This window comes from Nonomuraea aurantiaca (assembly GCF_020215705.1).
Taxonomy (GTDB): Bacteria; Actinomycetota; Actinomycetes; order Streptosporangiales; family Streptosporangiaceae; genus Nonomuraea; species Nonomuraea aurantiaca.
Genome location: NZ_JAIWNB010000026.1, coordinates 1 through 22,030, shown reverse-complemented (window position 1 = coordinate 22,030; position 22,030 = coordinate 1). Strand labels below are relative to the sequence as shown.

Genomic DNA, 22,030 nt, shown 5'->3' with positions numbered 1-22,030 from the left:
CAGCGCCCGGCCGCTCTTCGTGTTCGAGCTGCGTCAGTGACACTTTGGATGACGTCTCATCGCGTGGTGGAGCGTCGTCCCCAGGTTGAAGACGTATGGCGCCGTTAGGCCCAGGTGATCGCCGCTCGATACCTCTCGCGAATATCATCAAAATTCCATGAGTCCGGGGGACGACGTCCCGCAGAGCGGTGTAGTTTATCGCCCGCTCAGCCCTGTTGTCCCACGTAGGGACGCACAACGAGACCGTTGATCCAGATCCTTCTCCACGTTTAAGCATCGAGAATCTTCGACGCTTTTGTCCCGAGCAGCCTGTCGCCACTCTGGTGAGTTGGTCAAAGCGTCTAAGTTCCTAGACACTTGGATCATGGAAGCTGAGCCGGACCTGGTGTTGCGCTCTGCCAATGCTCAGCCTGCGGTGCCACAGGGCAGCAAACCGGCAAACGCTATCGCGCCTCAGCCACAGAACCTCATCAGCCTTCGGGATGGCACAGCGCGTCCGCTTTCAGGCGGGACGGCATAGCGCGTCCGCTTCGGGACAGCACAGCTATGCGGGGTCGGCAGCTACTGGCCGGGATCGGCTTCGAGGTAGGCCAGGACCGCCATCACGCGGCGATTGTGGTCGTCGGACGGCGGCAGTCCCAGCTTGGCGAAGATGTTGTTGGTGTGTTTGCCGATCGCCTTGTCCGTGACGAACAGGCGGGCGGCTATCGCGGCGTTGGACATGCCCTCGGCCATCATCGAGAGTACTTCGCGCTCCTTCGGGGTGAGCTCGCCGAGAGGCTCGTCCCGCTCCCGGCGGATGAGGAGTTGGGAGATCACCTCGCTGTCCATCGCGGTGCCACCCGCCGCCACTCGGCGCACCGAGTCGACGAACTGCTCCACATCGCCGATCCGGTCCTTCAACAGGTAGCCCACGCCGCCGGAATGGTCGGACAACAGCTCGCGGGCGTAGAGCTGCTCGACATACTGCGAAAGGATCAGAACGGGCAACCCCGGCTGCCTCTTGCGTGCCTCAAGAGCGACGCGCAGCCCCTCGTCGGTCAGCGTGGGCGGCAGTCGAACATCGATCACGGCCACGTCCGGCTGGTGCCGGAGTAGTGCGTCGAGCAGCATCGGCGCGTTGTCTACGGCCTCGACCACCTCGAAGCCGTGCGCTGACAGCAGGCGGACCAGGCCGTCTCTGAGCAGCGCTAGATCTTCGGCGATGACAACGCGCACGGTAACTCCATGGTGACTTGAGTTGGGCCGCCGGGCGGACTGTATACGGCGAGAGTGCCGTCGAAGGCTGACAGGCGGCGCCGGATGCCGTCGAGGCCGGTCCCGGCCGTCGGATCGGCGCCGCCGCGTCCATCATCGCCCACCGCCAGTCGCAGGATGCCTCCTTCGTGGCGCAGTCGTACCCATGCTCTGGTGGCGTGGCTGTGCTTGGTCACGTTGGTCAAGGTTTCGACGGCCGCGAAGTAGACCGCCGACTCCACGGGGGCTTCCGGACGGGCGGGCAGGTCGATGTCGATCTCCACCGGTATCGGGCAGAGCAGCGCGGCGGACTGGATCGCGCCTGCTAGTCCTCGATCGGCGAGCACCGGGGGGTGGATGCCGCGTACCAGGTCGCGCAGGTCGACAAGGGCTTGTCCGGCGGACTCCCACGCCTCCTGCACCAGCGCGCGAACTTGATCCGGATCGCTCGCGCCCTTCACCAGCCCGAGACTCATCCGCACCGAGATCAGCCTGGCCTGCGCGCCGTCGTGCAGGTCACGCTCGATCCGGCGCAGCTCGGCGGCCTGGGCGTCAACGGCCGCCGCCCTGGACTCGGTCAGCTCCCGGACCCGCCGGGCCAAGGAAGGCGCCGGCTGTAGCAGCCGCTCTGCCAGGCGAGCCTGCAGTCCGTTCAGCAGCGGGATCGCCGCCACCGCGATCGCCACGAATGCCACGATCGCCAGCGAAAGAGTGAGCGTTTGCCATCGGCTGTTCTCCAATGGGCGCAGGTTGACGATCACGTCGACGGAGGACAGCAGCGCCCCGATGGAGAGCACGCAGGACGGCCCGACGAAGGCGTGGATGGCCAGCCAGGCCAGGTCGCGCCCGGTCCGGCCCTGACCAATCCGCCGATGCGGCTCGCCGTGCGGTCGATTGACCGTACGGCCGCGAACGGACTCACTTTGCGGGCCGCTTGACCGCGCGGCCGTTAATGGACTCGCCGCGTACGTCGCCCACCGAGAACGCCACCCAGGCGGCCCGGCTCGCCGAGTTCGAGCACTGGACGACGACCCTGGCGCCGGGAGGCGAACTCGACCTTGCCAAGTGATTTCGTGGCCGAGCGCATGGGCCGCCCAGGCGAGCTGGAAGCGAGTCAGGGCGCGGACCGGGACCAGCATGTGGGCAAGCAGAGGAAAGCCGAGCCCGCCCATCGGGATCAACATCACGCACCCTGCCATCAGGACGAGCAGCAGCCAGGCCACCACGCCGGTGACGGCGTTCAGCAGCAGTCCGGCGGCTGGCTCGAGGAGGTGGCGAAGCTTGGTCACGCGAGCATTCTGCCTGCTCGGCACCGCGAAGACGGTAGGTCCAGCCCTACCACGGCGGGGGCGAAATCCCACCTTCGAGGGTGGGCCGAGGCCGATGGAGGAATCCGGATCACACCCTGAAGCTGGAGGCCGAACATCCGAGAACGAAGGGAATCTCATGATCGAAGTGACCGCCCTAACAATGCGGTACGGCGACGCACTCGCGGTCGATGACCTGTCCTTTGCCGTCAAACCGGGCGTGGTGACCGGTTTTCTCGGCCCCAACGGCGCGGGCAAGTCCACGACGATGCGGGTGATACTCGGCCTGGAGGCTCCCGACAGTGGGTCCGCGCTCGTGGGCGGCCGACCGTACGGCTCACTGAAAAAGCCGATGCTGGAGGTCGGTGCGCTTCTCGACGCGGGCGCGGTGCACGGCGGGCGGAGCGCCGCCGCGCATCTGTGGTGTCTTGCCCGCAGCAATGGCATCGGCCGCGGGCGGGTGGGCGAGGTGCTGGAGTTAGTAGGACTGGCCGACGTCGCTGACCGGCGGATTGCCGGCTTCTCGCTAGGCATGCGCCAGCGGCTCGGCATCGCCGCCGCGCTGCTCGGTGATCCAGGCGTGCTGATGTTCGACGAGCCGGTCAACGGGCTGGATCCCGAGGGCATCCGCTGGATCCGGGAGCTGATGCGTCTGCTGGCGGACGAAGGCCGCACCGTTCTGGTCTCCAGCCACCTGATGGGGGAGATGGCGCTCACCGCCGACCACGTCGTGGTCATCGGGCGTGGACGGCTGATCGTCGACACCCCCATGCCCGACCTGGTCGAACGATTCCAGCGCGGTGTGCTGGTCCGCGCGGCCGCCCCGCGGGCGCTGGCCGACGTGCTGCGGGCGAGTGGCGCGAGCGTGAGAGAGGAAGACGGTGGGTTGTCGGTGACCGGCCTGGACGCCGCGCGAATCGGCGAGCTGGCTCTTGGCCGCGGGATCGCGCTGCGTGAGCTGACGCCTCGCAGCGCCTCGCTGGAGGAGGCCTTCATGGAGTTGACCGAGGAAAGCGTGCAGTTCGGCGCGGGGAGGGCCGCCTGATGTTGGACGCCATCGTCGCCGAATGGCTGAAGCTGCGCTCGCTGAGATCCAATCTGTACCTGCTGGCGTTCTCGGCCCTGTCCGTGCTGATCTGTGCGGGAGTGACGTTCATGGTCGTCAGGGGATTCGACACGCAGCTCGGGGACAACAGGTTGCGATTCACGAGCCTCGGCGCCGGGATGGGCAACGGGCTCCCTGTCGCATACTTCGTCATGGGGGCGCTCGGTGCCCTGTCGATCACCTCTGAGCACGCAACAGGCCTGATCCGTACGAGCCTGGTGGCCGTGCCGAGGCGACAGGCCTTCCTCTTCGCCAAGATCCCCGCGCTGGCGGCCGTCACACTGGTCGCCGGCGAAGTGCTGGTGTTCGGTATGCACTTCGTCACTCAGGCCGTGCTGGGAGATCGATCGGGTCAGGTGCTCATCGACGGCCGGACGCTGGGCGCCTCCCTGACAGACCCAGGAGTGGTTGCCGGACTCCTGGTCGCGGGGGCGGCCATGCCGCTGGTCGCGATGGTCGGGCTCGGCCTGGGCACCTTGATCCGCTCCACCGCGGGCTCGCTGGTCGCGCTGATCATGATTCTCTTCGTTCTGCCGATCGTGGTTCAGACCCTGCCGCAACCGACCGGTCCGCAGATCGGCTCCTTCATGATGGCAAATCTGCCCGATCAGATCGTCGCCGGAGAGGAATCGGGCATCCTTTCTCCGATCGCTGCGCTCGCCCTGCTGCTGGCATACCCGGTCGTGGCACTCACCGCAGGTGCGGTCGCGATAGCCGTCAGAGGGCGCGGACTCAGACCGTTGCTCGTGGGAGGGCTGATGGCCGCCCTGCTGGTCTCGGTGACGGCGATTCCGTCCAGTGCCGCGGCCGCCACGCTTCCGTGGAAGGCATGCGAGGGTGATCTCGAATGCGCCGCTGTTCAGGTGCCCGTGGACTGGTCGAAGCCGTCGGGCCGGAAGATCTCCCTCCGAATCGCCCGGTTGCCCGCCACCGGCACGCATCGCAAGATCGGCACAGTGTTCGCGGTCCCGGGCGGGCCAGGCGGTTCGGGCATCGACGATCTGAAGAAGTCCGGTGGCAACTTCACGCAGTTGCGACAGCACTTCGACGTGGTCACTTTCGAGCCTCGCAATACCACCGACCTGGGCGTCATCCCGTTCGACTGCTTCGCCACCGGCCCCTGGATCACTGTGCCCGGCAATCGCACCGAATACGACAGGCTTGCCGCGAAAAACCGGAAATACGCTGAGCAGTGCCGCAAGGCCGATCCTGAATACTTCGACAACCTTGACTCGGGCTCCGTCGCCAGGGACATCGAGGCGATCCGCGACGCGTTGGGCGGAGAGAAACTGAGCCTCCTCGCCACGTCTTATGGCGGGGTCGTCGCCACAACCTATGCCCGGCTTTTCTCTGGCAGCGTCCGCGCGGTCTACATCGACGGCGGCGTGGACCACCTGGCCGACCCTGCCATCCACCTGCGGATCAGATACGAAGCGATCGAAGGCCAGTTCGCCCGACTCAGCGCTTGGTGCGAGTCCAGCGATGCCTGCGCGCTGCGGGGGCGTGACGTCGGCGCCGTCTGGCGTGGCCTCACTGCAGCCGCGGACCGTTCGCCTGTGCCGGTGAAGGGGACGCAAGTCGCCTACAGCGGGTTCGACTTCAAGGTCGCCGCCGCTCCTGACGTGATCAGCCCCGGACCCGCGCCCGACTTCCCCAACTGGCAGCGGTTCGCCAGGGTTGTCGACCAAGCTGTGAAGGGGGACGCTTCTGGCTTCGCAGACTTCGTTGAGCAGGCCACGAAGACCAAGAAGGTCCCCTCATTCAGAGGCATGGACGCGACTCACTGCACGGATGGGACAGGCTTCGACAGCTACGAGGAGTTCCAGCGGATGAAGGCGCTCGGCCAGCAGTTCTCCCCTAACTTCGCTGGAAACGAGCTCTGGCATCCACTCGGCTGCGTCGGCTGGCCGGCCCCGGTCACCAATCCCCCCAAGCCGCTGCCCGCTGACCAGCTACCGCCGTTCCTCGGCGCCGGCACCTGGACCGATCACGCGGACGTGGCCAGCGCCGTGAGCGGAGTGCCTGGCTCGTCCACGGTCCGCTACAACGGCTCTGGCCATGGCCTTTACCTCACTGGCAACCAGTGCACCATCTCCCACGCCAACCGATACCTCACGTTCCTCCGCCTGCCACCAAAGGGGACCGTTTGCGAGCCACCGACCGTCAAGTGATGGCGATGCCACTCCCGGCGCAGATCCACACAACGATCCCCAAATGTCACCGACCAACCAGATGAACCAGGCAAGCCAGCTGAAATAGACCGGACGAACGGGACGAACTAAGCGGGCATTCGCCGTCCAGCGGGAAGTAGCGACGGTTCCTCCTGGGCCGACCAGAGCCGGGCCGACATCCAGGCGATTCCCGCCGCGGCCACTACCAGGCCGATCAGATAGACCGGAAGCGGGACCATGTTCCGCAGCGCTCCGGGGATCATGCCGGTCGCGTAGAGCACGACTGCGAGGCCCGGCAGCGTGCCTGCTCGTAGGGCCGCCGCGCTGAAGGTCAGGACTCCTGCCAGCAGTACGACCGAGGTAGCCAGGAACGCCTGCCCGGTACCTCCGGCCAGCAGTTCGTTCACCTTGGTGCCGCCGAGGAAGGGGAAGACGTAGTGCAAGGTGTATTCGATCGCGTAGGCCCCGGCCAGTCCTGCGGCGTTGAGCAGGTAACCGATCAGGCCGAGAGTGCCGGCTGTACCACGAATGAGCAGGTAGAGGCCCGTGATCGCGAGTAAGCCGGTTAATGCGCCGAATGGGGCGATGGCATGGGTGAGTGTTGTTTCCGGAAGCAGGCCCGCACGGCGGAAGACGTTGATCAGCAGCAGTACGGCGCAGGCGAACCCGGCCGTGGCAGTGGCCCGGTAGAGAGCCGATGAATGCATGGGAAGTCCCTTCCTTGGTAGGTGATAACACCCGTTATCATCCGCGTTATGACCCATTAGGGTGAGAGGGTGCAGAGAGACGTAAGCGCCTCGAAAGAACTCGGCGAATTACGCGGCGACCTGCTGGACGCGGCCGTGCGCGTCCTGCGCGAGCAAGGGGCGCCGCACCTGACGCTCCGCCGCGTGGCCGAGGAGGCGCGGACGTCCACGATGGGCATCTACACGTGCTTCGGTGGGCGGGCGGGGCTGCTGGAGGCGATCTATCGGTACGGTTTCGACGTTCTGCAAGAGGTGCTGCTGCGCTCGCTCGACGGTCAGGCGGAGCCGTTCGAGCGGATCATGGCAGTGGCCTACGGATACCGGGACTTCGCGCTGGCCGATCCGGCGCTCTACGCGCTGATGTTCGAGCGGCCGCTGCCTGACTTCGACCCCTCGCCGGAACTGCGGCAGGACGCGCTCGGCCGGACATTCAGCCTGCTCACTGACGCCATGGCGGGTTCAGAAGAGCCCACCCGGATGGCATACCTGGTGTGGACCACGATCCATGGCGTCGTCAGCATCGAGCTCACCTGCTCGCTGCGCAGTCCGCTACCCGGGTGGTTCCTGGATTCGCGCGAGGAGGGCGCGCGCGTGCTCGCCGATGGAGTAAGCGCCCTGCTCAGAGGCATGCGCCAACCGGGAGAGACTGACCCGCTGCTCGGCAGGTCGTGACCGGTCCGTCGCTCCGCCAGTCGTGAGCGGTCCGTCGCCCCGCCAGTCGTGATCGGTCTGCGGCCCGATCGGTTGTGGCCGGTCCGCCGCTTAACGCGTCGTGATCGGTTCGCTGTCGGATTGGTCGTGGCCGGTCTATCGCCCAATGCGTCGTGATCGGTTCGTCGTCCGGCCAGTTGTGATTGGTCTGCGGCTCGGTAGGTTGTGGCCGGTCTGCCGTCTAACTGGCGGTGGACGGGTATCTGGAGCTACGGCCGGATCGGCCTGGTTGGGGGTTGAGATTGACGAGGCCGCGCTGAAAGCGGACGACTATGTCCGCTGGGAACGTGTCCTGCCCATCCGCCCCGACGGCTCGACCGGCTACGTGTGACGAACCGCTCGCTGTCATGTACGGCGAGCGGCCACGCCTGGGCTCAGCTGACCGGCTACGTGTGGCTGTCTGCTCGCTGTCATGTACGGCGAGCAGTCATATCCGGGCTCAGCTGACCGGCAGCGCTTCGTCGTCGGGGTCGTCGGCGAAGCCTGGGACCCAGCGGATCACCTCGTCGCGAAAGCGGGCCGTGGTGCCCAGTTGACAGAGGACGCCGACGCCCGCCGCGTGCACCCGGTGGATGAGCACGTAGGAGACCGGCAGGTTGAGCTGGCGGACCACGTTGGTGGGGCGCAAGTCGGTGACGCTGGCCGCCTGGGCCTGGAACCATTCGCGGCTGAAGGTGAACTCCTCGACCGCCGTCGGCTCGACGTAGGGGGAGAGGAACGAGCGCAGGGCGTCGCCGTCCACCTCGATCTCGGGGCGGATGAAACCCTCGGCGCGCAGGCCCGCGACCACGCTGTCCATGTCGCCCTGGTTGAAGATGCGGGTCAGCTGGCCGAAGGACCTGGGATAGCCGTCGGGCAGGCGGTTGACGGCGCCGAAGTCGAGCACGCCCAGCTTGCCGTTGTCGAGTATGCGGAAGTTACCGGGGTGCGGGTCGGCGTGCAGCATGCCGACCCGGGCCGGTGAGCAGAACAGGAAGCGGACGAAGAGCAGCCCCGCGTGGTCACGCTGCTCCTTCGTGCCGTTGGCGATGACCTGGGACAGGGGAGTGCCGTCCATCCACTCCGTCACCAGCACCATCTCGTTGGCGGCGACCACATCGGGAACGTAGAAGTCGGGGTCGTCCATGAAACCGAGGGCGAAGGCGTGCTGGGCCTCGGCCTCGCGCAGGTAATCGAGCTCCTCGGCGATGCGCTCGCGCAGCTCGGCCAGCACCGCCTTGATGTCGAGGCCGGGCATTAGTACGCCGAAGAGCTTGCCGAGCCGCGACAGTTGGGCGAAGTCGCCGAGCAGGGCCTTGCCCGCGCCCGGATACTGGATCTTCACCGCCACGTCACGGCCGTCATGCCAGACCGCCCGGTGCACCTGGCCTATCGAGGCGGCGGCGGTCGGCCGGTCGTCGAACGACTCGAAGTAGTCTCGCCAGCCGTCACCGAGCTGCTCGGTGAGCACCTTGTGGACCGTGGCCACGGGCAACGGCGGGGCCGATTCCTGCAGCTTGGTTAGCGTGGCGCGGTAGGGCCCGACGATCTCCTGGGGCAGGGCCGCCTCGAAGATGGACAGTGCCTGCCCGACCTTCATCGCCCCGCCCTTGAGCTCGCCGAGGACCTTGAAGATCTGCTCGGCGGTGCGCTGCTGGATCTCCTGGGCGACGATCTCGGCGGGCTTGCCCCCGATCCGTTTGCCGAGCCCCAGGGCGGCGCGGCCGGCGTAGCCGAGTGGAAGAGTGGCCAGCTTGGCGGAACGCGTTACGGCACGGCGCGGCAGATCGCTCACACTGAAGCGCGGCATCGTGGCTGAGACACCGCTTCCCCCCTTCGAGGTTCCCCGTACTGCGTCAGCCCGTCGCTTGCGACTGACATGACCATTCTGGGCGATACGGATGGTTTCGCATACAACGACATTGCGGATGCCGGGTCCATGACCTGGTTTTCCACTGCCAATCAGGCATGACGTCCAATGTGCCGTTGGTCACAACGGGGTCGCGGCCGTCGATGTAAGCCAGCGCGTGGCCCGTCGCGGCGGCCGCCACCAGCGTGGCCAGGGTCGAGTCGCAGGCGATCTCGCCGGGTGGGTAGCCGCCCAGTCGCGCGGTGACGATGGGCCACGCGGGGTCGGCGTCGCGGCGCGCCAGATCCAGGCAGTGCAGGCAGGCGGTCTCGCCGGGCAGGACCAGCGGTCCCACGGAGCCGTGGCCCTCGAAGGCGGACACGAGCAGATGAGGGATGGACAGGACGGTCAACTCGTTGACGAGTACGCCGTCCAGCGGGGTGACCGGGGCCAGGATCACCAGATCGGGACGGTCAGAGCCATCACCCAGGTGAGGGCCGCCGGCCCGCGCGTCGGTCGACGGCATCGAGGGTGTGCCAGGGATCGCGGAGACGTCCGCCGGCCGGGATGCCGTACGGGAACGCGAAGCTTGGGTAGTTCCTTGGGAAGCCGGGCCTAGGGCAGCCGTCCCTCGGGCTGCTGGGCCTGGAGCCGCTGGGCCTCGGGCGGTTGTGCTTCCGGACGTCGGCCCTGGAGACATCGAGCCTGGAACGGTGGTGCCTCGTGATGCCGGCCCTGGAGTCGCAGTGCCTCGGGACGCCGGCCTTGGAGACATCGAGCCTGGAATGGCGGTGCCTCGGGCGGTAGTGCCTCGGGATGTCGGCCCTGGAGCCGCTCGGCCTCGGGCGGCTGGGCCTGGAGCCATCGGGTGTGGAGCGGTCGGACCCGGAAGCGCCGAGTCCGGAGGCAGGGGGCCGCCCGAGGTGAGGCGGCGGGCGAGTGCCACCGCCCCGTCCTGGCGGCTCATGCCCAGCTCCGACCACGTCAGCCCACCCGGCGTGAGGTCGCGGGGCCGGGTCGGCCCTTCGTCGAAGACGCGGATCGCCCCTACCCCGCACGCCGCCAGCAGCCCCACCACCTGCGCTCCCACCCGCCCGGCCCCGTAGACCCGCACCCGCGCCCGCCGCCGCCGCGCGAACGAGCCACCGGCCAGATCGAGGGCATCCAGGTCCGGAGCCAGGCGATCACGCTCACCGAGAGACAGGCGAAGGGGCGGGACCGCCGCGTCCTCCAGCACCCCTTGCGCGGCGAGCCGGTCCAGCACCGCCCTGCAGTCCGCCTCGGCCAGACCCGCGGCGGCGCCGTCGCGCAGCACCTGGCCCAGGTCGCGGGTGCCGTCGAGTCCGGACACCCACCGGTGGACCGAACCCGTCACCAGGACGGCCCCTAGGGGATGTGCCCCCAGCTGCAAGGTCTGCTCGTCGCGGACGATCCGCCGGAGGGCGGGCTTCACTCGTGGCCTCATGGCGGGCAAGACTGCCACCCCGAACCAAGATCCCGAGCGTCTTACGAGCCGCCTGTGGATAACTCTGTGTCATCAAGGTCCCGCGCGTCTCTTACAGTTGGCCGGCCTGTGGGTAACTCTCCGCCACCGAGATGCCGCGCGCGTTGCGAGCCGCCCGGGCATCCTCTCCGCCACCCGAGATCCCGACGAGCTGCCCCGGCATCCTCTCCGCCACCCGAGATCCCGCATGCCTTACGAGCCGCCCGGAGATACCCTCCGCCACCAAGGCCCAGCGCCTCACGTTGCACCCTCTGTGGATAACTCCCCGCCGTTACGCTCAGCCCATGAACGCCACGAACCCCACAAACCCCATGAACGAACTCCTGGTCGACCGCAGAGACGACGGAACCGTACTGATCACCCTCAACCGCCCCGACAGACGCAACGCCATGACGGACGGCATGACCGACGAGTGGCGCGAGACCATGGCCGCGCTGGCCATCGACCCCGGCGTCCGCTGCGTGATCGTCACAGGCGCCGGCACCGCGTTCTCCTCCGGCGGTGACCTGTCCTGGCTGGGCGAACGCGGGGTGGAGACGGTGCCGAAGCTGCGCGACCGGATGCTCGCCTTCTACCGCACGTGGCTGGCCATCACCGAGCTGGAGGTGCCGACCATCGCCGCCGTCAACGGCCCGGCGGTGGGGGCGGGCCTGTGCGTGGCGCTGGCCTGTGATCTCGTGTACGCCGCCGATGACGCCAAGCTGCTGGCCCCGTTCACGAAGCTCGGGCTGCATCCCGGGATGGCGGCCACGTACCTGCTGCCGAGGAGGGCGGGCGCCCTCGGCAGGGAGCTGCTGCTGACCGGCCGCACGGTCATGGGCCAGGAAGCCGCCGCTAAAGGTCTTATAAATCAATCTTTCCCGAAAAATGACCTTATGTCGGAAGTAGAGGCCATCGCCCAGACCATCGCGCAGAACGCCCCGATGGCCACCAGGCTCACCAAGGTCGCCCTGAACCAGGACCACCAACACCTGGACGCCGCTCTGCGCTGGGAGTCCCTCGCCCAGCCGGTGACCATGGCATCTGCCGACATGATCGAAGGACTGGCCGCGCATCGGGAAAGGCGCATGCCCAAATTCACCGGGTCTTAATCATCTGACCAGCAGAAACAACCTCTCCCCCTCTGTGGAATTTCGCCAGTCTCGGCTAACGTGCATATGTGCCCCCCGAGACAGTCGAGGTCCGTCGCAGTTCTCGTCGCCGGCGTACGGTCTCCGCCTACCGCGACGGCGACAAGACGATCGTGCTCCTGCCCGCCTGGCTGAGCGGCGAAGACGCTGATGAATGGGTGAGCCGGATGCTCGATCGGCTTGCGGCGAAGGAGAATCGGCGAAGACCGACCGACGAGGCCCTCCTGGAGCGGGCCAAAGAGCTGTCGGCGAAATATCTCCACGGCCGGGCCATGCCGGCCAGCGTGCGCTGGGTGGACAACCAGCAGCATCGATGGGGATCATGCACCCCGGAGAACGGCACGATCCGGATCTCGACCCGCCTCAAGGGTCTCCCTGAGTGGGTCATCAACTACGTGATCATCCACGAGCTCGTACATCTGCTCGTCCCCAGCCACGGCGCCAGGTTCTGGGCGCTGGTCGAACAATATCCCAAGGCGGAACGGGCGCGCGGGTTCCTCGAAGGATTCTCCGCCGCCGCCCACACGGCACCGGAGGAGTGTTGACGCGCATCGCCGCGGTCCTCGTACGGCAGAGCATGGCGCAGGCCGCCCCCGAGGGCATTGATCCGGGCGAGTTCCTGGAGGCCATGGCCGAGGACACCTACGAGATGGTCGCCGGCCTCCAACTCGTCACGCCTGTCCTGGTCACCAGCGTTCCGGGGCTTGAGGAGATCGTCTGGCCCGGCACCGAAGTGCTCACGATCGACGAGGACGAGCCGCTCAAGGCCATCATGAGCCGGTTCGACGGTGACCAGGCGGTGGTGATCGGCGCCGACGCGCCCGACCTGCCACCCCTGCTGGTCGGCAAGCTCTTCCGGGAGCTCGGCCGCGCCCAGATCACGCTCTGCCCGGCCGAGGACGGCGGAGCCGTGGCGCTGGCCTGCGGCCTGCCCATGCCCGGATGGGCCGACCCCGACCTCGACGACCCCGACCCGGTGGCTGCCCTGCGCGCCCAGGCGCCCGGCCGCCGCATGGTGGCCACCGGCCCCGGCTGGCACCGCCTGCGCACCCCAGAAGACCTCACCCGGCTCGACCCCGGCCTGGAAGGTTGGGACAACCTCAGGGCACTGCTCAAGACACGCTGAGCTCCGCGAAAGAGGCACGGAGCTCCCCGAAAGGCACGCGGAGCTCCGCGAACTCAAGGCACGCTGAGCTCCGCGAACACCGCCCGGTGGTCGGTGCGCGGCACGGTGTGCACGCTGACCTCCTTAACGCCCACACGCCGGTCCACCAGCACATGGTCGATCGTGATGATCGGCGGCACCCGCTTGTTGGCCGGCCACGTGGGGATCAGCCCCGCTCCGACCTGGTCGGCGGCGTCCTTGTAGCCACGGGACAGCAGCCGCCGCATGGGCGTGTGGTCGAGCGTGGCGTTGAAGTCGCCCGCCAGGACGCGCACGGTGTCACCCGAAGCCGCAGGGAGCCCGTCCAGAGCCTCGATCCACTGCGTCACCTGGGGGCCGAGCGGCGTAAACGGATGTACGTCCACGAACTCCACCGGCTTGCCACCGGGCAGCGAGACCATCGCCGCGGGCATGTTGTGCCCGACCGGCGGCACCACGTTGTAGAGCGGCTTGAGCGGATGTTTGGAGTAGAGCCCGCTGCCGCTCGCCGACCATTCCTCCTGCAGCACTCGGTAGGGCATCAATCCGGACAGCCCGGCCGTGTCGAGCGCCTCGACGCCCTCAGGCGTGAGCTCCTGGGTGCTCAGCACGTCAGGCTCGAACCGGCGTACCAGGTCGAGGATCGCCTGCGGGTCGGCCCTGCCGAACAGCATGTTGATGGTGAGCACCCGGAAGGGCCGGCCCGCCGTGGTGTCGGCCGTACCCAGGGCCCTGGGCAGGACGGCGAAACCGAACGCCGTCGTCGTGAGCAGCGCCACCGCGGTCGCGGCGCGTTTGCGGCCGAGCGCGGCGATCAGCAGCGGGACGATCGAGCCCGCGGCGGCGTACGGCGTGGCGGTCATGAGCTGGGCGCCCAGCGAGCCGCGTTCGAGCCCCGCCACCCTGGTCAGCGCCCAGGCCGCGAACGGTGTCAGGGCCAGCCAGGTCAGCGTGGTGGCGGGGAACTTGCGCCGTTTACGGGCGGGCGTGACGATCGTGCCGCCGACTGGACTCTCGGTGTGCACATATCCCCCTCGCAACGTACGGCCCAGGCGGACTCTAACCAAGTGCGCGTGAGCCCGCTGTCAGCGCCACGCGGCCACGTGCGGCCAACCGCCGCGTCGCCTCGTCGGAGAGCTCCGGGATCTCCTCGATCGGGAACCAGCGCAGGTCGAGAGACTCCTCGCTGATCACCGCCTCGGCGCCCGCGGGGGCCACGGCCGCGTACTCCACGTCGAGATGCCAGCTGTGCGGGGGATGACACCAGACCTGGTGTTTGTCGAGGGCCAGAGGGCCGGGCAACAGCTCCAGACCGGGAATGCCCGACTCCTCCACCGCCTCGCGCAACGCGACGCCCGCGAGGGAGGTGTCGGAGATCTCACAATGTCCGCCCATCGGCAGCCACATGCCCGCCTTCGGGTGCAGCGTCAGCAGCACCCGCGCGCCGTCGTGCGACAGCACCGCGGTCGTCGCCGTGAGATGACCCGGCACGCACTCACGCAGCATCGCGTCGTCGTGCGTGCCCAGGTGATCGAGGAACTCGGCGCGCAGCGACTCCTCGCCGGGCGTCGGCGCGGTCCAGCCGGAGAGCGTGGCCACCGCGTCCTGGCGCAGGCTCAACTCTGGTCGTCCTCGTCGGGCTTGGCCTCCAGCTTGGAGATGTCCCAGGCGGCCTCACCGCGGACGAACGCCTCGGGGTCGTCGAGGTCTTCGGCGTGCGGCAGCAGGTCGGGGTGACCCCACAGGGCGTCGCGCCCGTCGATGCCGCGCGCCTCCTTCAGCGCCCGCCACAGCGCCGCCGCCTCGCGCAACCGCCTGGGCCGCAGCTCCAGCCCGACGAGCGTGCCGAAGGTCAGCTCGGCCGGACCGCCTGTCGCGCGGCGCCGGCGTACGGTCTCGGCCAGCGCGACGGCCGAGGGCAGCTTGCCCTCCGCGGCGTCGTCCACCACGGTCGCCACCCAGCCCTCGACCAGGGCGAGCATCGTCTCCAGGCGGGCCAGCGCGGCCTTCTGCCGCTCGGTCTCCTCGGGCTTGAGCAGCGCGCCGCCGCTCAATGCCTCCTGGATGGCCTCGGGGTTGTTGATGTCGAGCCCGCGGATCTGCTCTTCGAGCGCCGAGGTGTCGACCGTGATGCCCCGGGCGTATTCCTCGACGGCGCCGAGCAGGTTGGCCCGCAGCCACGGCACGTGCTGAAACAACCGGTGGTGCGCGGCCTCGCGCAGCGCCAGATAGAGCCGGATCTCGTCGGCGGGATTGTCGAGGCCCTGGCTGAACGACGAGATGCCGCCGGGCAGCAGCGCGGCCGTGTCGGACAGCGGCAGGCCGATGTCGGTGGTGCCGATCACCTCGCGGGCGAGCGAGCCGAGGGCCTGGCCGATCTGCTGGCCGACCATCATGCCGCCCATCTGCTTGAGCATGCCCATCAGCGGCCCGGCCATCTGCTGGGCCTCCGGAGGCAGGCCCGCGCCGCCGAGCGCACCGCCCATGGTCTCGACCATGCGCGCGGCGATCGGCTCGCAGAGCGTGCGCCACACGGGGACGGTGTTCTCGATCCACTCGGACCGGCTCCACGCCTGCGGGTTGGACACACCGCTGGGCAGCGTCGTCGCCTCGTTGAGCCACAGGTCGGCCAGGCGCAGCGCCTCCACGATCTGGCGGCGCTCGCCTTCCATGACGCTCGGATCGCTCTCGGCGACCACGGCGTGGCGGGCGATGTTCTTGGCCATGTCCCAGTTGACAGGGCCGGAGCCCTGGGGCGCCGACAGCATGTCGGCGAACTGGCGCATCGCCTGAGCCATCTGCTCAGGGTTGCCGAACATGGCGAACGGGTTCTCGTTGGGGTCGTTTTCGCGACCTGGCAGGTCAGTCACCGCTCTACCTCGTGCAGGATGGAGGAGTCCACATCCGCCACGTTAGTCGTCCTACGGCGGATCAGTGCAAAGTGAGGACCTGGTGCCTACCTCGAAACGCCCGCGCCACCCCGTCGTCGCCGTCACCGGTGCCGCCTCAGGCATCGGCCGCGAGCTGCTCGCAAAGCTCGTATCCTCCGCGGATTTCCGCAGGGTGGTGGCCATTGACGAGGAACGCGGTGACGTCCAGGAAGCCACGTGGAGAGTGATCGACGTACGAGATCCGCTCTTGGCGAACCGCATCTCCGACATCGACGTCCTGGTCCACCTGGCCGGTGACTACGCCGTCGACTCCGATCCCGCCGAGCGGCGCGCGTACAATCTGCGAGCTGCGCAAACGGTGCTCACCGCCAGCGCCGCCGCGCGGGTCCGGCGCGTCGTGCTGGTCACGAGCGCGATGGTGTACGGCGCCGCGCCCGAGAACGACGTGCCCCTGCCCGAGGAGTCCCCGGTCGCGGCCGAGCCCGACACGGGGGTCGTGGGCGACTATCTGGAGATCGAGGCGCTCGTGCGCAGATCGTCGCGGAGCCATCCCGGCCTGGAGGTGACCGTGCTGAGGCCCGCCGCCGTGGTCGGCCCCGGCATCGACACGGTCATCACCCGCCATTTCGAGTCGCCGAGGCTGCTCACCATCAAGGGCTGCTCGCCGCGCTGGCAGTTCTGCCACGTCGACGACCTGATCACGGCGCTGGAACTGGCCGCGCGCGGCGTGGTGACCGGTGTGGCCGCCGTCGGCTCCGACGGCTGGCTGGAGCAGGAGCAGGTCGAGGAGCTGTCCGGATTGCGGCGCTTCGAACTGCCGGCCGGCCTCACCTTCGGGACGGCGCAGCGCCTGCACCGGCTGGGCATCACCCCGGCCCCCGCGACGGACCTGCACTACGTCGTCTATCCGTGGGTCGTCGACTGCACGGCGCTGCGCGAGGCCGGCTGGAAGCCCTCCTGGACCAACGAGACCGTGTTCGCGCAGCTCCTGGAGCTGCGCGAGAACCGGACCACTGTGGTCGGCAGGCGGCTGCCGGTCAAGGAGGCCACGCTCACCGCCGCGGGCGCCACGGTGGCGGTCATCGGCACCGCCGCCATCGTCCGTCAGGTGCGCAAGAAGCGCCGTCAATGACTATGTAGGCTCTGTTCGTGGACGTCATCCGGTTGCTCGGGATTCGCGAGACCTCGCTCTCGGTGAACGAGGTGCTGGCCGCTGTGGGGGACCACGCGGCAGGGGGCACCACGCTCTTCGTCGGCACCGTACGCGAGCAGGACCACGGCAAGCCCGTGACCGGGCTCTCCTACTCGGCGCACCCCTCGGCCCTCGACTCGCTGCGGCAGGTGGCGGAGAAGGTGGCCGCCGACTTCCCGGTCACCGCCCTGGCCGCCGTGCACCGGATCGGCGATCTGGAGCTCGGCGACATCGCCGTGATCGTCGCGGTCGCCTGCCCGCACCGGGGCGAGGCTTTCGAGGCATCACGCAGGCTGATCGACGACCTCAAGTCCCAGGTACCTATCTGGAAACACCAAATCTTCGCCGACGGGTCGGCCGAGTGGGTCGGTGCCTGCCAATAAGCTCGTCTTCATGTCGCGACGCGCCTTGACCCTGCTGGTTGCGGGTTTCCTCGTGCTAGCGCTCGGTGTCGCAGGGGCTTTCCTGCCCGTGCCGTACGTCGTACTGAGTCCCGGGCCGACCGAGAACACCATCGGCGAGGTCGACAAGAAGCCCGTGATCACGATCAGCGGGCATCAGACCTTTCCCACGAAGGGCGCGCTGCGCCTGGTCACGGTGGCTTACCAGGGTGGGCCGAGCAGCAGGATCGATCTGCTGAGCGCGCTGCGCGGCTGGGTCGATCCGACGGTCGCGGTCGTTCCCGAGGAGACCATCTTCCCCAAGTCCCGCTCGCCCAAAGAGGTCGAGGAGGAGAACACGGTCGAGATGACCAACTCCCAGGACTTCGCCACCGCGGCCGCGCTGACCGAGCTCAAGATCCCCTTCGGCATGAAGGTCTCGGTCGCGTCCACGCAGAAGGGCAAGCCGGCCGACGGCAAGCTGAAGCCGGGCGACGAGATCGGCGAGGTCGACGGCAAGCCGGTGGTGAACGTCAAGACCGTCAGCGATGCCGTCAAGGCGCACAAGCCGGGCGAAGCCGTGGCCTTCACGGTCACCAGAGGCAAGGACAAGAGCCAGGTCAGCGTGACCACCGTGGCGGACAAGGATGGCCAGGCCGTCGTGGGCGTGATCATGCAGGAGAGCTACAAGTTCCCCTTCAAGGTCGACATCAATGTGGGTGACGTCGGCGGGCCGAGCGCCGGGCTGATGTTCTCGCTCGGCATCCTCGACAAGCTGACCCCCGGCGAGATCACCGGCGGCAAGGACATCGCCGGCACCGGCACCATCCAGGCGTCTGGTGAGGTCGGGCCCATCGGCGGCATCGCCCAGAAGATGGTCGGCGCCCGCAAGTCCGGCGCGACCGTGTTCCTCACCCCGCCGGACAACTGCGCCGAGGCCATGAAGGCCGTCCCTGACGGGCTTCGCCTGGTGAAGGCCGAGACGCTGCACGCCGCGGTCGGGGCGCTTGAGGCACTGCGCACCGGCAAGGGCGATGTGCCCGCTTGCGCTGCTGGATGAAACTTCTGGCGAATGCCATCCGTTAGCCGTACGGCTGGCACAGCGGTGTAGGTTGCCAGACACGGACCGTTTGTTCATCACGACGAGGGGTTGGCCTTGAGCTTCCGGACCCCAGGAGCCGGCGGCAGGGCAATGCGTTTGCCCCGCCGACCGCGACTGCTTCTTCCAGTTGCGATCGCGCTCGTGGCGATTGTGGCGCTATTTTTCCTATTTTCCGGTATTTATACCGATTATTTGTGGTTCGACACGGTCGACCCTGGAGTCGACTACACCTCCGTCTTCTCCGGCGTGCTGCTGACCGAGATCGTGCTGTTCCTGGTCGGAGCGGTGCTCATGGTCGGCATCGCCGGCGGCAACATGCTGCTGGCCTTCCGGATGCGGCCGATGTTCGGCCCGGCCATGTTCGGGGGCGGCAGCGGCGCCGATCGCTATCGGATGGCGCTCGACCCCCACCGCAAGCTGATCTTCATCGTCGGCATGGGCCTGCTCGCGCTCTTCGCGGGCTCGTCGTTCGCCGGGGAATGGAAGACCTGGCTGCAGTTCATCAACGGGGTGCCCTTCGGCACGAAGGATCCCCAGTTCCATATGGACGTGTCGTTCTTCATGTTCGACTATCCGTTCATCCGGATGATCCTCAACTTCCTGTTCACCGCCGTGATCATCTCGATCATCCTGGCGGGGATCACGCACTACCTCTATGGCGGCTTCCGGCTGCAGTCACCCGGCGTGCACGCCTCCCGCGCGGCGCGTGCCCACCTGTCGGTGCTGCTCGGCGTGTTCGTGCTGCTCAAGGCCGTCGCCTACTGGATCGACCGCTTCGGGCTCGTCTTCTCCGACCGCGGCTTCGTCCACGGCGCCTCCTACACGGACGTCAACGCGGTGCTCCCGGCCAAGACCATCCTGGCCATCATCGCGCTGATCTGCGCCGCTCTGTTCTTCGCGGGTGTCATCCGGCCCGGCGGCATGCTGCCCGGCGTCTCCTTCGGCCTGCTCGTGCTCTCGGCCATCCTGATCGGCGGCGTCTACCCGGCGCTGGTCGAGCAGTTCCAGGTCAAGCCCAACCAGCAGCTCAAGGAGTCGGCCTACATCCAGCGCAACATCGACGCCACGCGGGCGTCGTACAACGTGGACAAGACGGAGATCCTGCCCTACACGGCGGAGGCCGACCCGACCAAGGTCCAGACCGGCGGCGACGCCTCGGTGTCCGGCGTCCGGCTGCTCGACCCCGCGCTGGTCTCCGCGACCTATGAGCAGACCCAGCGCATCCGCGGTTTCTACGGCTTCTCCGCCCAGCTCGACGTCGACCGCTATCCCGATGCCACCGGCAAGCAGGTCGACCACGTCGTCGGCGTACGCGAACTGCTCGGAGCGCCCGAGGGCCAGAACAACTGGATCAACAACGCCCTCATCTACACCCACGGCTACGGCATCGTGGCGGCGCCCGGCAACGAGGTCGACCCCGGCGGCCTGCCCGACTACGACGCCAAGGACATGCCGGTCGTCGGCCCGCTGGTCAACTCGACCAAGCTGAAGGAGTCGCGGGTCTACTTCGGGGAGAGCTCGGCGGCCAACGAATACGTCATCGCGGGCGGCAACCCCAACAACCCGCAGGAGCTCGACTACCCGGAAACGGGCGGCACCGAGCAGAAGAACACCACCTACACCGGCAAGAGCGGTGTCCCGGTCGGCTCGTTCCTCAACCGGCTGGTCTACGCGGCCAAGTACGGCGAGAAGAACATCCTGCTCTCGGGTGACGTCAACGACAACTCCAAGATCCTTTACGTGCGCAACCCGCGCGAGCGGGTCGAGAAGGTCGCGCCGTTCCTGACCCTCGACGGCAACCCCTACCCGTCGATCGTCGACGGTCGGATCACCTGGATCATCGACGGTTACACGACCTCCAACGAATACCCGTACGCGCAGAGCGAGAGCCTGGGCGACATGACCCGCGACCGCAACACCGACCGCCGCGTGGTCGCCCAGCAGCCGCAGGACAAGGTCAACTACATCCGCAACTCCGTCAAGGCCACGGTCGACGCCTACGACGGCACGGTCACGCTGTACGCCTGGGACGACAAGGACCCGGTGCTCAAGACCTGGAGCAAGGCCTTCCCCGGCGTCATCCAGCCGGTCACGAAGATGAGCGCCGACCTCAAGGCCCACGTCCGCTACCCGGAAGACCTCTTCAAGGTGCAGCGCTACACCCTGTCGCGCTACCACATCACCAACCCCGCCGCCTTCTACAGCGGCCAGGACTTCTGGAACATCCCGAGCGACCCGTCGCAGGGCGACACCAACACCAAGCAGCCGCCCTACTACGTGACGACCACGATGCCCGACCAGAACCCGGCACCGACGTTCTCGCTGACGACGACGTTCGTCCCGAAGCAGGGGCCCAACCTGGCGGCCTTCATGGCGGTCGACTCGGTGGCCGGCCCCGACTACGGCAAGCTGCGCATCCTGCGCATGCCATCCAACACCCCGATTCCGGGCCCCGGACAGGCACAGAACGCCTTCCAGAGCCGATTCGCCGGCGAACTCAACCTGCTGGGCGTGGGTGCCTCGTCGGTCAGATACGGAAATCTGCTGACTCTGCCCTATGCCGGGGGATTGGTGTACATCGAGCCGGTGTACATCCAGGTCGCCGCCGGTGGGGGGCAGGAGCCGTATCCGATCCTGCAGCGCGTGCTGGTGTCGTTCGGCAGCAAGATCGGCGTCGGCCGCACCCTTGATGAGGCCCTGAAGCAGGTCTTCGGCGGAGAGCAGCAGCAGACGACGCCCAACAACCAGCAGGCCAAACCCAACCAGAACACCACTGCTCTGAAGACGGCGATCGACACCGCGCAGAGCGCCTACAACGACGCCCAGAAGGCGCTGCAGGCCAGCCCGCCCAACTGGGACGAGTACGGCAAGGCGCAGAAGCGGCTGGAGGAGGCGCTGAAGGCGCTGGAGGGGCTGGGCGCGCTGCCGCCCACCGCCACCACGCCGACGCCGTCACCTACGGCTTCTCCGTCGGCGTCACCCACGGTGTCGCCGTCGACCTCCGCCACCCCGTCGCCCACCGCGACACCCACGCCGACGGGCGGTACGTAGGCTCTTCGATTTGCTTCCACCCCGTGCCACCTATAGTCTTTAGACACACACCGACGCGGGGTGGAGCAGTTCGGTAGCTCGCTGGGCTCATAACCCAGAGGTCGCAGGTTCAAATCCTGCCCCCGCTACCAAGAGAAATGCCCTCCGGGAGATCCTCCCGGAGGGCATTTTTTATGCCAATGGGCCAGGAACTGAGTGGCCAGGCTTTTGTTCAATTTCGGGGGCGTTCCTCACGCGTCTTGCGAGCAAGGAATGCGCAGTGTCCGAGCCCTGCCAGACCGCAAAACGTCGACTCGACCGAAACTCCGATCAAGAGCCACTGAGGTCAGGTCTGGACGGGGCCGTCGCCGCCGGGCCCCCAGAGTATGAGGATCAAGTCGTCAAGTCCGCAGAGGAGGAGCCCAGCTTGGGTTCAAGGAGTCGTCGCAACACTGCTGTTCAGCAGTAAGTTTAGATGATCGCTGAAGGCTTCTGCCGGTGTCTTCCACCCGAGAGTTTTTCGGGGCCTGGTGTTGAGCGCGAATGCTACGGC

Annotated in this window: 19 protein-coding genes and 1 tRNA gene; 12 read left to right on the top strand and 8 right to left on the bottom strand. The window is 67.7% G+C overall.

What is annotated here, in order from left to right; all coding sequences use genetic code 11:
- Positions 1-561 precede the first annotated feature (561 nt).
- Together LDL49_RS42665 and LDL49_RS42660 are read right to left on the bottom strand one after the other, a co-directional pair.
- Positions 562-1,218: a response regulator transcription factor gene (locus LDL49_RS42665; RefSeq protein ID WP_225300574.1), complete on the bottom strand. Its 657-nt coding sequence runs from the start codon at positions 1,216-1,218 to the stop codon at positions 562-564.
- Entirely contained in the window at positions 1,191-2,525 is a 1,335-nt protein-coding gene (locus LDL49_RS42660) for a sensor histidine kinase (protein WP_225300571.1), read from the bottom strand. The genes LDL49_RS42665 and LDL49_RS42660 overlap by 28 nt, the downstream gene beginning before the upstream one ends.
- 157 nt (positions 2,526-2,682) lie before the next feature.
- On the opposite strand from LDL49_RS42660, the gene LDL49_RS42655 reads away from it, so the two are divergent.
- Together LDL49_RS42655 and LDL49_RS42650 are read left to right on the top strand one after the other, a co-directional pair.
- Positions 2,683-3,588 carry an ATP-binding cassette domain-containing protein gene (locus tag LDL49_RS42655; RefSeq protein WP_225300747.1) on the top strand — a complete coding sequence of 302 codons (906 nt, stop codon included), beginning with the start codon at positions 2,683-2,685 and terminating at the stop codon, positions 3,586-3,588.
- Positions 3,588-5,819: an alpha/beta fold hydrolase gene (locus LDL49_RS42650; protein WP_225300569.1), complete on the top strand. Its 2,232-nt coding sequence runs from the start codon at positions 3,588-3,590 to the stop codon at positions 5,817-5,819. Before LDL49_RS42655 ends, LDL49_RS42650 begins: the two co-directional genes overlap by 1 nt.
- A 107-nt stretch (positions 5,820-5,926) precedes the next feature.
- Here LDL49_RS42650 and LDL49_RS42645 read toward each other — a convergent pair whose 3' ends face one another.
- Positions 5,927-6,526, bottom strand: a complete 600-nt coding sequence (locus LDL49_RS42645; protein WP_225300567.1) for a hypothetical protein — start codon at positions 6,524-6,526, stop codon at positions 5,927-5,929.
- Positions 6,527-6,595: 69 nt separating this feature from the next.
- Between LDL49_RS42645 and LDL49_RS42640 the strand changes: the two genes are divergently transcribed.
- Positions 6,596-7,237, top strand: coding sequence for a TetR/AcrR family transcriptional regulator (locus LDL49_RS42640; RefSeq protein ID WP_225300565.1), 642 nt, complete (start codon positions 6,596-6,598; stop codon positions 7,235-7,237).
- 478 nt (positions 7,238-7,715) lie between these two features.
- Here the strand turns inward: LDL49_RS42640 and LDL49_RS42635 are convergent, their stop codons facing one another.
- Together LDL49_RS42635 and LDL49_RS42630 are read right to left on the bottom strand one after the other, a co-directional pair.
- The gene (locus LDL49_RS42635; protein ID WP_225300562.1) at positions 7,716-9,050 is read right to left on the bottom strand and encodes an ABC1 kinase family protein; all 1,335 of its coding nucleotides are present in this window, start codon (positions 9,048-9,050) and stop codon (positions 7,716-7,718) included.
- 61 nt (positions 9,051-9,111) lie between these two features.
- The gene (locus tag LDL49_RS42630; RefSeq protein WP_225300560.1) at positions 9,112-9,630 is read right to left on the bottom strand and encodes a hypothetical protein; all 519 of its coding nucleotides are present in this window, start codon (positions 9,628-9,630) and stop codon (positions 9,112-9,114) included.
- A gap of 342 nt (positions 9,631-9,972) precedes the next feature.
- Here LDL49_RS42630 and LDL49_RS42625 point away from each other — a divergent pair, with 342 nt between their 5' ends.
- The 4 genes from LDL49_RS42625 (at position 9,973) to LDL49_RS42610 (ending at position 12,864) form a co-directional block, all read left to right on the top strand.
- A complete protein-coding gene (locus LDL49_RS42625; RefSeq protein WP_225300558.1) occupies positions 9,973-10,494 on the top strand; it encodes a hypothetical protein in 522 nt (173 codons plus the stop codon).
- A gap of 398 nt (positions 10,495-10,892) precedes the next feature.
- Positions 10,893-11,699, top strand: a complete 807-nt coding sequence (locus LDL49_RS42620; RefSeq protein WP_225300556.1) for an enoyl-CoA hydratase/isomerase family protein — start codon at positions 10,893-10,895, stop codon at positions 11,697-11,699.
- A gap of 68 nt (positions 11,700-11,767) precedes the next feature.
- Positions 11,768-12,283: a M48 metallopeptidase family protein gene (locus LDL49_RS42615; RefSeq protein WP_225300554.1), complete on the top strand. Its 516-nt coding sequence runs from the start codon at positions 11,768-11,770 to the stop codon at positions 12,281-12,283.
- On the top strand, positions 12,280-12,864 hold the full coding sequence (locus LDL49_RS42610) for a DUF2064 domain-containing protein (RefSeq protein WP_225300551.1): 585 nt from the start codon (positions 12,280-12,282) through the stop codon (positions 12,862-12,864). Before LDL49_RS42615 ends, LDL49_RS42610 begins: the two co-directional genes overlap by 4 nt.
- A gap of 53 nt (positions 12,865-12,917) precedes the next feature.
- Here the strand turns inward: LDL49_RS42610 and LDL49_RS42605 are convergent, their stop codons facing one another.
- Genes LDL49_RS42605 through LDL49_RS42595 form a run of 3 tightly spaced genes read right to left on the bottom strand, consistent with a single transcriptional unit; the run spans position 12,918 to position 15,752 of the window.
- Entirely contained in the window at positions 12,918-13,907 is a 990-nt protein-coding gene (locus LDL49_RS42605) for an endonuclease/exonuclease/phosphatase family protein (protein ID WP_225300548.1), read from the bottom strand.
- 34 nt (positions 13,908-13,941) lie between these two features.
- A complete protein-coding gene (locus LDL49_RS42600; protein WP_225300546.1) occupies positions 13,942-14,502 on the bottom strand; it encodes an NUDIX hydrolase in 561 nt (186 codons plus the stop codon).
- Positions 14,499-15,752 (bottom strand): zinc-dependent metalloprotease, encoded by a 1,254-nt coding sequence (locus LDL49_RS42595; protein WP_225300544.1) that lies wholly within the window; start codon positions 15,750-15,752, stop codon positions 14,499-14,501. Before LDL49_RS42595 ends, LDL49_RS42600 begins: the two co-directional genes overlap by 4 nt.
- 79 nt (positions 15,753-15,831) lie before the next feature.
- On the opposite strand from LDL49_RS42595, the gene LDL49_RS42590 reads away from it, so the two are divergent.
- The 5 genes from LDL49_RS42590 to LDL49_RS42570 all read left to right on the top strand — a co-directional run bounded on the left by LDL49_RS42590 (position 15,832) and on the right by LDL49_RS42570 (position 21,629).
- Positions 15,832-16,905 (top strand): NAD-dependent epimerase/dehydratase family protein, encoded by a 1,074-nt coding sequence (locus LDL49_RS42590; RefSeq protein ID WP_225300746.1) that lies wholly within the window; start codon positions 15,832-15,834, stop codon positions 16,903-16,905.
- A 17-nt stretch (positions 16,906-16,922) separates the two neighbouring features.
- Entirely contained in the window at positions 16,923-17,348 is a 426-nt protein-coding gene (locus LDL49_RS42585) for a molybdenum cofactor biosynthesis protein MoaE (protein WP_225300541.1), read from the top strand.
- A gap of 10 nt (positions 17,349-17,358) precedes the next feature.
- On the top strand, positions 17,359-18,405 hold the full coding sequence (locus tag LDL49_RS42580; RefSeq protein WP_225300539.1) for a YlbL family protein: 1,047 nt from the start codon (positions 17,359-17,361) through the stop codon (positions 18,403-18,405).
- 132 nt (positions 18,406-18,537) lie between these two features.
- Positions 18,538-21,498, top strand: coding sequence for a UPF0182 family membrane protein (locus tag LDL49_RS42575; RefSeq protein ID WP_225300537.1), 2,961 nt, complete (start codon positions 18,538-18,540; stop codon positions 21,496-21,498).
- 54 nt (positions 21,499-21,552) lie between these two features.
- Positions 21,553-21,629 (top strand) — tRNA-Met (locus LDL49_RS42570).
- Positions 21,630-22,030 lie beyond the last annotated feature (401 nt).

Coding starts and splice junctions, on each gene's coding strand:
- LDL49_RS42620 (WP_225300556.1), top strand. CDS start 10,893: ATGAACGCCACGAACCCCACAAACCCCATGAACGAACTCCTGGTCGAC.
- LDL49_RS42650 (WP_225300569.1), top strand. CDS start 3,588: ATGTTGGACGCCATCGTCGCCGAATGGCTGAAGCTGCGCTCGCTGAGA.
- LDL49_RS42575 (WP_225300537.1), top strand. CDS start 18,538: ATGCGTTTGCCCCGCCGACCGCGACTGCTTCTTCCAGTTGCGATCGCG.
- LDL49_RS42645 (WP_225300567.1), bottom strand. CDS start 6,526: ATGCATTCATCGGCTCTCTACCGGGCCACTGCCACGGCCGGGTTCGCC.
- LDL49_RS42655 (WP_225300747.1), top strand. CDS start 2,683: ATGATCGAAGTGACCGCCCTAACAATGCGGTACGGCGACGCACTCGCG.
- LDL49_RS42580 (WP_225300539.1), top strand. CDS start 17,359: ATGTCGCGACGCGCCTTGACCCTGCTGGTTGCGGGTTTCCTCGTGCTA.
- LDL49_RS42630 (WP_225300560.1), bottom strand. CDS start 9,630: ATGCCGTCGACCGACGCGCGGGCCGGCGGCCCTCACCTGGGTGATGGC.